The organism is Candidatus Hydrogenedentota bacterium (assembly GCA_018005585.1).
Lineage (GTDB): Bacteria > Hydrogenedentota > Hydrogenedentia > Hydrogenedentales > JAGMZX01 > JAGMZX01.
Window position 1 is genome coordinate 47,431 of the sequence record JAGMZX010000016.1, and the last position, 12,072, is coordinate 59,502.

Here is a 12,072-nt window from a genome sequence, read left to right on the forward strand (position 1 = left end):
GGGTCCTGTTTGACCCAGAGGACCCATTTCAGCCGTGGTTACGGTTCTGACGGCATACACGGAGCGCGAATTATGGTTAGGCGTTTCAGTGCTCTCCTGCTCGTGACAAGCGCGGTGCTGGCGGCGGCGCCGGCCACCGCGGACGCGGCCAACGACCTGTACCGGCGCGAGAACACGTGGCAGGAGACCATGCGCGCGGCGCGGGCCGCGTATCAGAGATGGCAAACGGAGCAAACCGGCGGCGCGGTGGTCGAATTTGGCCCGTTGTATGTCACAGAACCCCTGCGTTCGTCTGCATTTTCTAAAGTGCTGTTTCCGGAGAAGGCGGTGCGGATAAACGCCGAGATGCCGGACGGAAGACGCGCCTGGAATGTCCGTTTCGATCTCACGGATGGAGAGGTTCACAGCCTTCCGAGCGACGCGCCGTCGGCCACTTACCTCACGCGCGTCATCACCGCGAGCGCGCCCACGGCACTGAACGTGGGCCTGGGCAGCGACGACGGGCTCGAAGTCTGGCTCAACGGAGAGAAGATTCTCTCGCGGGAAATCCTGCGCACCGCCGCGCCGAATCAGGATGTGCTGGAACTGCCGCTCCAGGCAGGCGAAAACCGCCTGATGTTGAAAATCTACAACGCCGCAGGCGGGTGTGGCTTCTATTTCTCACTGCTGAATGACCCTGCGGCCGGACTCTGGCGCCGGATTCAAGAGGATTTCCCGGTTGAGACCGGCTGGATGCTTCAGGACAACCCCGGCGGCTCGCTTCTGGCCTGGTTCACGCTGCCCGACAACGTCGACATGCAGAAGCGAATGATCGCGCGCGTCCTCGACCCCGCGGGTGACGCGGCGGAACCGTTGCGGTCGCGGCGGTCTGCCCTGGACGCCGCCGCCGCCGAGGATACGCGCTGGCTCGACCTGTACGTCGACGCCTGCCGGATCCGCCAAGCTGTGGCAAAACTGGCGCGTGTTGATCTCGCCGCGCTTCGCCGCGCTATCGACGATTTGGCGCGCTCGTTCCCGGACCAGTACACCCGAGCAGACGAATTCCTGGCCCGCGTTGCGGCCGCGGAACAACAGCTCCCAGCCATACAACGCGCAGTGGCCGAAGCGGCGCCCGATGCGCTGGTCGACGGCGTCCTCGCAATTCAATACGAAGCGCTGCTGGCCAATCCGCTGCTCGATTTCGACCGGCTGCTGCTGGTCAAACGGAGCGAAAGCGCAATGGGTCTGCCGCAGAACTGGCAGGGCAATTGCGCAATTCCCACACGCGGTTACGATAACGAAATCGCCGTCATGTCGCCGTTGCGCCCGGACGCGCCGCTGTCGACCTTCTACCGCCCGCAGGACGGCGCGTTCGTGGGCGACGTAGACCTGAGCCCCGAGGCGGACCGCATGTTGTTTTCGATGCCGGGCAGCCACGGCCGCTGGCAAATATGGGAGATTCGCGCTGACGGCACCGGGCTGCGCCAGGCGACCCCCGGCGAAGAACCCGACGTCGACAACTACGATGCCTGCTACCTGCCGGACGGGCGCATCACCTTTGCGTCCACCTGCTGTTTTCAGGGCATACCCTGCGTCGGTGGCGGAAACACGGTCGCCAACCTCTGCCGCATGGACGCGGACGGCTCGAACATGCGGCAGCTCTGCTTCGATCAGGATCATAACTGGTGCCCGACCGTGCTCAACAATGGGCGCGTGATGTACAGCCGCTGGGAGTATTCCGACACGCCGCACTATTTCAGCCGGCTGCTCTTCAGCATGAACCCGGACGGCACAAACCAATGCGAGTACTACGGCAGCAATTCGTACTGGCCCAATTCGATCTTCTACGCGCGTCCGCTGCCCGGTTATCCCTCGGCGGTCGTCGCCATCATCTCAGGTCATCACGGCGTGGCGCGCATGGGTGAACTCGTCGTGTTTGACCCTGCAAAGAGCCGTTTCGAAGGCGACGGCGTCGTGCAACGCATTCCGGGTCACGGCAAGAAGGTCGAGCCGGTGATCATGGATACCCTGGTGGACGCCGTCTGGCCGAAGTTCCTGCACCCCTATCCACTTAGCGACAAATACTTCCTCGTCTCGTGCAAGCCCAATCCGGAAGAGCCGTGGGGCATCTATCTGGTGGATGTGTTTGACAACATGCTCCTGCTCCGCGAGGAACCCGGCTACGCGTTGCTGGAACCGCTGCCGTTCCGCGAATCCCCGAAAGCGCCGGTCATCCCTGACAAGGTGCGTCTCGACAATCCCGAGGCCACAGTCTATTTGTCTGACGTCTATCGGGGCGAGGGTCTGCGCGGCGTGCCGCGCGGCACGGTCAAGGCGCTGCGCGTCTACGAGTTCCATTACACCTACCCGCAGATGGGCGGCCACATCAATATTGGCGTGGAAGGCCCGTGGGACGTCCATCGGATTCTCGGCACTGTTCCCGTTCACGAAGACGGGTCCGCCTACTTCAAGATTCCCGCCAACACGCCGGTCGCCGTGCAGCCGCTCGACGCGAAGGGCCGCGCCGTGCAGGTCATGCGCAGCTGGTTTGTCGGCATGCCCGGCGAGGCGGTCTCGTGTGTCGGCTGCCATGAGAAGCAGAACATGACGCCAACCCTGGCGCCCGCGCTTGCCGCGCGGCGCGCGCCCGTGGCCATCGAACCGTGGAAAGGGCCCGCGCGCGGGTTCAGCTTCAAGCGCGAGGTGCAACCGGTGCTCGACAGACTCTGTGTCGGCTGCCATGACGGGCGCGACGAAGCGGACGGTCACGCGCCGCCGGATTTCACTCGCAAGGACAAGAATGGCTGGGGCAACTTCACGTTTTCGTATCTGGTGCTGCACCCATACGTGCGGCGGCCCGGCCCGGAAAGCGATTATCACCTGCAGAAACCGGCCGAATTCAGCGCAACGACCAGCGAACTCATCCAGATGCTGGAGAAAGGACACTACGGCGTCGCGCTCGACGAGGACGCATGGGACCGCCTCTACACGTGGATCGATCTCAACGTTCCGGATCACGGTTCCTGGCGCGAACACCGCGACATCCCTTCCGGATTCGATGCGCGGCGCAGAGAGATGCGCGCGAAATACGCCTGCAGCACGGAAGACCCCGAACTGGAACCGGCGTCTTACAGCGAACCGGTGCCGTTTGTGCAGCCGCAGTCGCCGCCGGAGGTGGTACAGGCCGCGGTACTGTGTGACGGCTGGCCCATGAGCACCGCGGACGCCGCCGCGAAACAGCAGGCGGCGGGACCCGCGCGCCGCACCCTGGACCTGGGCAACGGCGTGACCCTGGACCTGGCCTTGATTCCCGCGGGCGAATTCGTCATGGGCGGGAACGACGGCGATCTCGACGAGCGGCCCGCGGCAGCCGTGATTATCGATGAGCCGTTCTGGATGGGCGTCGTGGAAGTCACGAACGCCCAGTACCAGCAATTCGACCCCGCGCACGACAACGGATTCATTGACCAGCAGAACAAGGACCATACGACGCCCGGCTATTCCGTGCAGGACCCGTCCATGCCGGCAATACGCGTTTCGTGGAACGAGGCCATGGCGTTTTGCCGCTGGTTGTCCGAACGCATCGGCGAACCGTGCACGTTGCCCGCCGAGGCGCAATGGGAATGGGCCTGCCGCGCCGGTTCCGCCGATCCGTTCTGGTACGGCACGCTTGACACCGATTTTTCCGCCTGCGCCAACCTTGCCGACCTCTCGATCCGGCGGCTGGCGGTCGCGGGCATCAACCCGCAACCGATCGAGAATCCTTCGCCCTACGAAGACTTCCTGCCGAAGGACCCGCGTTTCGACGACGGTGAACGCATCATGACTACCGTCGGCAAGTACCAGCCGAACGGCTGGGGCCTCTACGACATGCACGGCAATGCCGCCGAATGGACGCTGTCCGCCTATCGCGCGTACCCCTACGCGGACAACGATGGGCGCAACGACCCGGCCGCCGAAGGCCGCAGGGTTGTGCGCGGCGGCTCGTGGTTCGACCGCCCCAAGCGCGCGCGCGCGGGTTTCCGCCTCGCGTACGAGCCTTGGCAACCCGTGTACAACGTCGGGTTCCGCGTCGTGCTGCCCTTGGCGGGCGCGGGCCGATTGGTGGCCGGCCGGTAGCGGATATATCGGCGTATCACGAACAGAGAGGCCATATGCGGTTCCCTTGCTCGTGTGCGAGCTACGGCCCGATTTGACGTTTTCGTGTACATCAGATATTTTTGAACCAAGCCCCTTCAAGTCATTAGATAACGGCAAGTTCAGTTGGTGCTCACGCGAAGCCGGAAATGAAGCCTTTACGAGTTCATATAGACACTCCCGTATTCGGCGGATACTTCGACCAGGAATTCGAGAGGGATTCCATCGCATTTCTTGGAATCGTACGCGGGAAGACAATTCTCCCCGTGGTCTCCGAAATGGTCATGAATGAGGCGGCTCGTGCGCCGGGTCGCGGACAGGAATTGCCCGCGTCTATCGTCCGCGATGACGCGGAGGTGCTGCTTGCTGCGCAGGCGGCAATTGAACTGCAGGAAGCATACCTGAAAAGCGCGAGCCTGACACGAAAGTGGGAAAGTGACGCGATGCACATGGTGTTTGGCACGATTGACCGTACTGATGCAATTGTCTCATAGAACTTCAAACACCTCGTGGACCCTAGGAAAGTGCGCGAATGTAACGGCGTCAATCTATCCACGGGATATGGCCTGATTGCCATCTTATCCCCGGCTGACATTGTACGTTTTGTGGAGCCAGGAAGATGAGTACTACGCGGAGGCAACGAGACTACCTGGATTGTATCGCGAAGAAGTGGGAAATACGGCTTTCCATTTCGACGGAAACGCGAATCCAAGAAGTGACTCTCGATAAGACCGGCTGAAAGCCTTGAGGCGTTTCGTTGCCAACACTGTTGAAAGGGGCCACTTGCCACACGCTCTTACCATCGAACTCGGCGTAAAGGCCGATCCCATTGAGTACCGCTATTCGTATCCGTGGCTGTTCCGCATTCTGGCGGACGAGGGGATTCGCCATCTTCAGTTGGGCACGTTCTTTGAGCTCTATCAACTGCCGGATGCGTATTTTTCAGCCTTGCGCGAACAGGCGGCCGCTTACGGCGTCTCGGTCACGAGTTGTTTCACGGCGCACCGCGAACTGGGCGGCTTCTACCGCTGCGAACCGGGTTGGGAGGCCGTCGCGCGGCGCAATTACGAGCGTTTCATCGAAGTGGGCGCGCTTGTCGGCGCGCGCAGCGTCGGCTCGAACCCGGGCGCCGTTTCGCGCGACCGTTTCGAGACGAAGGCCGAGGGCAACGCCTGTTATCTGCGCAACATGAAGGGACTCATGGCCTACGCGCACGAGAGAGGCCTCGAACGGCTGTGCATCGAGCCGATGTCGGCTCTCTCGGAACCGCCCACGCTGCCGGACGAAATCCAAGCGATGGCGGAGGAACTGATGGCGCATCACCGCGCCACACCGGGCACAGTGCCCATCGGCTACTGCGCGGACGTGTCGCACGGCTACGCGGACCGCGAAGGCGTTGTGCGGTTTTCGCATCTGGAACTTCTCGAAGCCACGGTCCCGTGGCTCACGGAGCTTCATCTCAAGAATACGGACGCGTTGTTCAACAGCACCTTCGGTTTCAGCGATGAAGAACGCGCGCGCGGCATCGTCGATCTGCGCGCGGTGCGCGACCTGTTGCACGCGAAGACCGATGTGCTGCCCGCGGACCGCATCGTCGCGTATCTCGAACTGGGCGGGCCCAAGATGGGCCGGGACTATAGCGATTACCGTCTGGAAGAGCAGTTGCGGGCGTCCATCCGCCACGCAAAGGAAGTGTTTGCCGAAGCGCCCGGGACGCGCGCGCCGCGCCGGCCGGTATATGCCTCCATCGCGCCGGTCCAGATAGCGCCGTCGCTCATGTGCGCCGACCTGTGCCGGTTGGAGGAGTCGGCGCAGCAGTTGGAAAGACTCGGTGCGGACTGGCTTCACTTGGACATCATGGACGCGGTGTTCACCCCCAACATGCCGCTAGGCCTTGAAACACTCAAGCAATTGCGCTCGCGCACGCGCCTGCCCTATGACGCGCACCTGATGGTCAACGACCCGGACTTCTTCGTCCGGCAGATGGCGGATACCGGCGCGACCGCAGTATCGATTCAGGTGGAGGCAGCGCCGCACCTCGACCGCAGTCTGTACCTGGTCCGCGACCTCGGCATGCTGGCGGGCGCGGCGCTCAACCCGGGCACCCCTCTGAACGTGCTGGAATACGTGCTGCACCGGCTGGATTTCGTGCTGCTCATGACGGTCAACCCCGGCTTCGCCGGTCAGGCGTTGGTCGCCAACGGCATACGCAAGATCGCCGAGTGCCGCGCCTATCTGAACGAGCACGGCCTCGCCATACCGATCGCAGTGGACGGCAACGTCAGCTTCGAACACATTCCCGAGATGGTTGCGGCGGGCGCGGATATGCTCGTGGCCGGATCGAGCAGCGTCTTCCATCGCGGCGGAAGCATCGAGTCCAACTTTGCTCGCACGCGCCAAGCCGCGGCTGAAGGCCTGGCGCGCCGGCGGCGCGCGCAGGCCTGACCCGCGCACGGACTCCCGGCGGAACGGCACCGGCAGAGCCCTCGCAGGCACGCAGTTGTCAATCGTCTCCCCCATCGTCATCGTCAAGCCGGTGGTCAAAACCGTCCTCCGGCGTCTGGATGTGGCACACGGCACATTTGTTGACAGGACCGGCGTGTCCCTGGATCATCAGCGCCTGGACATTGTCCTGCGGATTGACCGTGGGCGTGATAGCATGCGGGCTGCCATGGCACACGGCACATTCAATGCCGTGATGGCCTTTCGACTGACGGAACAGCTTGCCGGGCTGCTCGAACTCGAAGCCCGCGCGCACGTGACAACCGCCGCAGCGCGGTTCATCCGCCCAGGGCTGGCGGGCCGGGTCGCCTACTTCCGCCATCGAGCCGTGGCAATCTTCACAGTGAATGCCGCGAGCGAAATGAACGTCGCGCTGGCATTGCGTCCGGAACCCCGGGTGGCATGCGTAGCATTGATTCTCCAGGTTTGCCTGCGCCATGCGCGGCGCATGCGCGGAGTGCATGGAACTGGACAAGGACGGCACACCGGGTTCCCCGCCCAGACCAAGAGGCGGCTGGGCGTGGCACGCCCCGCATGCCACCGGCTTGCTCCATTCGAGCTGTGTGCCGTGCAGGCGGTCATGGTCGCGCAGGATATCGGTGGCGGGCGAATCCCCCTGACCGCCGTGGCAGATGTTGCAGCTGATTTCCCAGGACACCGGAACAACAGTCTCTGTCCGGGCAACGGTCTTGCCCGACTGCGAGACTGTGATCTCCGCCAACGGATAGGGGTCGAGCTGGCCTGCGTCATTCAGTGGCGTGACCGGAATGCCGGTGACCTCCCAGTGTTTCTCGGCCGCAACCGGCGTCATGGAGCCCGCAAGCCCGTTGCCGGTCAGGCCAATGTCGGGCGGCAATGAGACTCCGAACAACCGGGGCGCGTACTGCCAGAAATTGGTTTTTGAAACGGAGGTCGTGTTGGACGGGATACGGTAATGCACCGTCATGTCTTCGGTCATGGGCTCCGGACTGCTTCCGCGCCGGATGACCTGCACATGCACGGTGTTATACGGAGGCAGGATCATGAACTCGGAGAAGTCCTCGTTCATGCAGTGCATGCCGAGGTCGTTGTATCCGAAGACAACCAGGTTTCCAAGCGTTATGGTGTAGACGGCGGATGCCGTCGCCGTCTGGCCTGCGTTCACTTGCACGGCAACGGGCACGGGAGATGTCCAGCCTCCGACCGTTTTGAAGCCCACCGTGTGCGCGCCAGGCGCGATTCCTAGCATAACGAAACCGCTCGCCTGCCACGCGCCTCCGTCCAACTGCCACGAGGCGCCTTCGTCTCGGGCGGGCGAAGGTTCAATGCTCACTCTTAGGGCCCCGGTGGTTGGAGCGGGGGTGTAGGCACCCGTGATCACCTTCGTTTCGCCCGCAACGACCACGGCTTTCGTCGCAGGCGGGCGCGTCCAGCCGGCCACATTCCGGTAGGATACGGTATGCGTTCCTGGAGTAGTCCGCACTGCGGTAGCGCCGCTCAACCGCCAGACCCCGCCGTCCAGCCGCCACCGTGCGCCTGCGGCAGCCGCGCCTTCGGGCTGGAGATACACTTTCAAGGCGCCGTAGGCAGCGCCCTGAACAGAGACATCACCCGGGGAAGCCGAAAGACCGGCTGAAACCGGGTTTGCCATGCAAAGACAGGAGTAACAAAAAAGCGTTAGCGCAAGAATTCCTTCACGCCGCCTCAGTCTCGACATAATTAGGACGTCCTTTCTTGCCCAAACCTGTGTACGCCGAACATTCCACCCGCATCCCCGTGCCCGGGGTACTGCCCGAAGCACTCTCCAAGACCTCATGTCTTAAGGAAGTCTCCGCGACCAACTTCCTCGCGGGGCCAGGAGCGCCATAGCCCCAATTGAGACCTCGGTCCAGCCGGCATGAGGCAATTCAGGACCAAATCACAATGGAGGAGAACATCCGGAATAGAACGGCCTATTCCGCTGCACGATTGGAGCTTCTGACACGGCTGCGGATTTCTCCAATAAGCACTCAAAATGATGGGGATTCCCGCGCGGCCACGCGTCGCTTGCTTTTTGCATAGACTCGAGCCATCTGCGATAATCGGTGCCTCCGAAGTGGGACAAGGTCGCTCCGATTCCGCATACGCCTAAACGCAAGATGGATGTATCCCGATGGAAATCGTAGGTCTCGCGCCAATTGACATCGTCATTATCGGCATGTACATGCTGGGTTCGGTGCTGCTCGGCCTCTTCTGCACGAAGTACGTGGGCGGCGCGGACGACTTCTTCATATCGGGCAAGGCGCTTCCGTTCTGGGCGATCGGCTTCTCGATTGTGGTGAGCGATATCGGCGCGGTGGATTTCGTGGCCGTGGCGGGCGCGGCGTATACGAACGGCGTTTCGGCGGCGAACTTCGATTGGATGGGCTCGATGCCCGCCATGGTTTTCGCCGCGTTCGTGTTCGTGCCCTATTTCTGGCGGTCCGGCGTGTTCACCATTCCCGAATTTCTGGGGCGCCGGTACAACTCGGCCGTGCAGTTTCTCAACGGTTTCATCTGGGCGGTCGTGCTGCTCATCATGCTTGCGGTCATGCTGTGGGTCACGGCGGATAAGCTGATGTACACCGTGCTCGGCTGGGACCCCATGTGGGCATTGTGGCTTATGGCGCTTGTAACCGGGCTCTACACGTTTTCGGGCGGCCTGACTGCCGTTGTCTTCACCGACGTGGTCCAGCTCGTGGTGATGTACGTCGGCGGCCTCGGTCTGCTCGCCGTCTCGCTGTGGGAAGTGGGCGGCTGGACTTCATTGCGTGAGAAGATCCTCGCGATGGGGCCCGAGTACCAGAACCACTTCACGATTCTGCTGCCGCATGACACAACCGGCCCCTTCCCGTGGACGGGAATCGTATTCGGTCTGGGCATCGTGCTTGCCATCGCGTACATGAGCGGCAATCAGGTGATCGTGCAGCGCACGCTCGGCGCGCGCACCGAGTGGGACGCCAAGGGCGGCATGCTGCTTGGCGGATTCCTGAAATCGTTCATTCCGCTCATGGTGGCATTGCCGGGCTTGTGCGCGCTGGTTCTCATTCCCAATCTCGAAAACGCCGACCGCGCCGTGCCGGAGATGATCCGGCTGCTCCTGCCCGCGGGTTTGCGCGGGTTGATGTTCGCGGCGCTGTTCGCGGCGCTGATGTCCAGCATCTCGGGCACGCTCAACTCTTCAACGACCATTTTCGTCACGGACCTCTACGGCCAAGTGCGGCGCTGGATGGGATTGAAGCCTATCTCGGAACGCCAGGGGCTGAACCTCGGCCGGTTCTTCACGGCCGCATTCATTCTCCTCTCAGCCATCCTCGCCAAACCCATCGGCGACAATGAGAGCATCTACGTTTTCATCCAGACGGTCCTGTCTCTGTTCCAGGGGCCCACGCTTGCCATCCTGCTGCTGGGTATCATCTGGCCCCGCGCCACCGGCTGGGGTGGATTCGCCGGGCTATCCCTTGGCGTCATCTTCTGCTTCGTGCTGAAGTACACGCCGGGGCTGTTCCCCTCAGACGACCCGTTCCTCTTCGTGGCGTGGTGGTCGTTCGTGTTCAGCATTCTTGTTACCATCGTTGTGAGCCTGATGACGCCGCGCGAGCCGGACGACAAACTGCGCGGGCTGGTCTGGAGTTCCGTTGTGCATGACGATGATGCCCAGGCGGCCCTTCAGGAAAGGATTACACGATAATGGAAGAAAGTCTCAACGCATTCTGTGAAACGGTCTTCTATCCGGTGCTCCACCCGATTTTTGAGCCGTTCAACACGTTCCTCAGCAGTTTCTACCAGCCCTACGCGACCATTTGCGGCGTCGGCCTGTTCGTTCTGGCCATGATTTGGGTCGGCGTCATTCTCCACGAACCCTACGTGAACCGCGGACGGCCGGTGAAGTCGGTCTGGACCGATTTGCGGCTCTGGACCGTCATATCCATGCTGCCCCATGTTTTCGTTTACTTCTACTTTTATTAGGAATGCGTCATGAGCGAAATATTCGATAGGGAATCTCAGAAGAAAAAGACGGAAGACTTCGGGAAGCGCGACGCCGAAACCTACATGGCCATAGGCATTTTCATTATGGCGGTAGGCATTCCCGTGCTGCTCGGCACCATGTGGGCGCTTGACCGGCCCCATGCCGCGGTTGTGAACGCCATTTGCGGCGCGGTGCTCTGTCTCATTGGCGCAGGATGTATCGGTTACGGATGGCTGCTGCACCGGCGTCAAAAACAGCGGGCATAACGCTGACCGCCCTTCCCGCGCGCATCGACGCGCAATCCGCCGCGCGCGGTTTCACGCGGCCTCGCTGGGGCAATCTCTTTGGCCTGCTTGCGCATCGCGGCATTCTCCCCCCAAAACACGGGCAAGAACCGGGCGCGCTACCGCGCCTCGAACGCGTATGGATGCCCGCCTACGCCATCCTGGTCGCGCTTGTTTCGCGCCGGGGACCGGGCACGGCCTGGGTCTCGGTGGACGCCTGTTCGAGCGCCTTCGCGCTCTTTGAACGCGTGGACGAGTTGAGGGATGCGGAGGTGCGCGAAGCGTATTTCCCCCCAAGGCTGACTGAGGATGCCGCCGTGCAGGCGGGCCGCCAAGGCCTGCTGCAATATATCCTGCGGCGGCGCGGCCAGGGCGACAAGCCGGTGGTCGAGTCGGTGCGGGAAGTCCGCCTCTACTATGCTCCGGTGTGGGTGCTGTATTATCGGCGCTTCCGCCGTTACCTTGACGTGGGTATTCTCGACGGCTACACGGGCGGGCCGATGGGTTCGCGCGCGAAACAGGCCGTTCTGAACGCCATGATCGCCGAACGCCGCGCACGTCTATCCGGCGAGGACGCCGCGCGCGGCGCGCGCGCGCAGGGAGAGTAGCGCAGGTGCAGCAACAGCAGCGCGAGCCGACGCTCGCCGAATCGTTCGGCGGACGCCTTTCCTGGCGGCACCCCGCCGTCCGCGCGGCTGTCCTTACATTCGGCGGCTACGGCAGCATGCAAGTACTGCGATTCGCCAGCAATCTGGTCCTGACGCGGCTGCTCCTGCCCGAGGCCTTCGGCGTGATGGTGCTCGTCAACCTGGTCATCTATGGCTTGCACATGTTTTCCGACATCGGATTGGGGCCCAGCGTGGTACAGAATCCGCGCGGCGAAGAAACGGCGTTCCTGTGGACGGCGTGGACCGTCAACATCCTCAAGAACATGGGGCTCTGGTGCGTCGCGTGCGCATTGAGCTGGCCGCTGGCCCGCCTTTATCGCGAGCCGCAACTGGCGTCGGTGCTGCCAGTCGTGGCGATCAACCTCATCCTCGAGGCGGCGGTATCCGCCAAGACGGGGGTGCTGCGCCGGCGCCTGGAACTTGGCAGGCTCGTTCTTCTCGAACTCTCGACCTATGCGCTCTCCGTGGCCATCATGATTGCCGTGGCGTCGGTGTTCCCCAGCGTCTGGGCGCTGGCGATCGGCTCACTGGCCGG

Annotated in this window: 9 protein-coding genes; 8 read left to right on the forward strand and 1 reads right to left on the reverse strand. The window is 62.6% G+C overall.

The window, feature by feature from the left end; all coding sequences use genetic code 11:
• Window positions 1-72: 72 nt before the first annotated feature.
• The 3 genes from KA184_04665 (at window position 73) to KA184_04675 (ending at window position 6,561) form a co-directional block, all read left to right on the forward strand.
• On the forward strand, window positions 73-4,098 hold the full coding sequence (locus KA184_04665) for an SUMF1/EgtB/PvdO family nonheme iron enzyme (protein MBP8128852.1): 4,026 nt from the start codon (window positions 73-75) through the stop codon (window positions 4,096-4,098).
• 167 nt (window positions 4,099-4,265) lie between these two features.
• On the forward strand, window positions 4,266-4,610 hold the full coding sequence (locus tag KA184_04670) for a hypothetical protein (protein MBP8128853.1): 345 nt from the start codon (window positions 4,266-4,268) through the stop codon (window positions 4,608-4,610).
• A 289-nt stretch (window positions 4,611-4,899) separates the two neighbouring features.
• On the forward strand, window positions 4,900-6,561 hold the full coding sequence (locus KA184_04675; GenBank protein ID MBP8128854.1) for a ribulose-phosphate 3-epimerase: 1,662 nt from the start codon (window positions 4,900-4,902) through the stop codon (window positions 6,559-6,561).
• A gap of 58 nt (window positions 6,562-6,619) precedes the next feature.
• Here the strand turns inward: KA184_04675 and KA184_04680 are convergent, their stop codons facing one another.
• Complete coding sequence (locus tag KA184_04680; GenBank protein MBP8128855.1) at window positions 6,620-7,930, reverse strand: hypothetical protein; 1,311 nt, start codon at window positions 7,928-7,930, stop codon at window positions 6,620-6,622.
• A gap of 819 nt (window positions 7,931-8,749) precedes the next feature.
• Between KA184_04680 and KA184_04685 the strand changes: the two genes are divergently transcribed.
• The 5 genes from KA184_04685 to KA184_04705 form a co-directional block, all read left to right on the forward strand.
• A complete protein-coding gene (locus KA184_04685) occupies window positions 8,750-10,306 on the forward strand; it encodes a sodium/solute symporter (GenBank protein ID MBP8128856.1) in 1,557 nt (518 codons plus the stop codon).
• Complete coding sequence (locus KA184_04690) at window positions 10,306-10,584, forward strand: hypothetical protein (protein MBP8128857.1); 279 nt, start codon at window positions 10,306-10,308, stop codon at window positions 10,582-10,584. Before KA184_04685 ends, KA184_04690 begins: the two co-directional genes overlap by 1 nt.
• 9 nt (window positions 10,585-10,593) lie before the next feature.
• Window positions 10,594-10,851, forward strand: a complete 258-nt coding sequence (locus tag KA184_04695) for a hypothetical protein (GenBank protein ID MBP8128858.1) — start codon at window positions 10,594-10,596, stop codon at window positions 10,849-10,851.
• Window positions 10,815-11,477 carry a hypothetical protein gene (locus KA184_04700; GenBank protein MBP8128859.1) on the forward strand — a complete coding sequence of 221 codons (663 nt, stop codon included), beginning with the start codon at window positions 10,815-10,817 and terminating at the stop codon, window positions 11,475-11,477. Before KA184_04695 ends, KA184_04700 begins: the two co-directional genes overlap by 37 nt.
• 5 nt (window positions 11,478-11,482) lie before the next feature.
• A partial coding sequence (locus tag KA184_04705; protein ID MBP8128860.1) for an oligosaccharide flippase family protein occupies window positions 11,483-12,072 on the forward strand: 590 nt, incomplete at its 3' end.

Excerpts from the sequence above, each read along its gene's own strand:
- KA184_04665 (MBP8128852.1), top strand. The coding sequence starts at position 73 with ATGGTTAGGCGTTTCAGTGCTCTCCTGCTCGTGACAAGCGCGGTGCTG.
- KA184_04670 (MBP8128853.1), top strand. The coding sequence starts at position 4,266 with ATGAAGCCTTTACGAGTTCATATAGACACTCCCGTATTCGGCGGATAC.
- KA184_04685 (MBP8128856.1), top strand. The coding sequence starts at position 8,750 with ATGGAAATCGTAGGTCTCGCGCCAATTGACATCGTCATTATCGGCATG.
- KA184_04690 (MBP8128857.1), top strand. The coding sequence starts at position 10,306 with ATGGAAGAAAGTCTCAACGCATTCTGTGAAACGGTCTTCTATCCGGTG.
- KA184_04695 (MBP8128858.1), top strand. The coding sequence starts at position 10,594 with ATGAGCGAAATATTCGATAGGGAATCTCAGAAGAAAAAGACGGAAGAC.
- KA184_04700 (MBP8128859.1), top strand. The coding sequence starts at position 10,815 with ATGGCTGCTGCACCGGCGTCAAAAACAGCGGGCATAACGCTGACCGCC.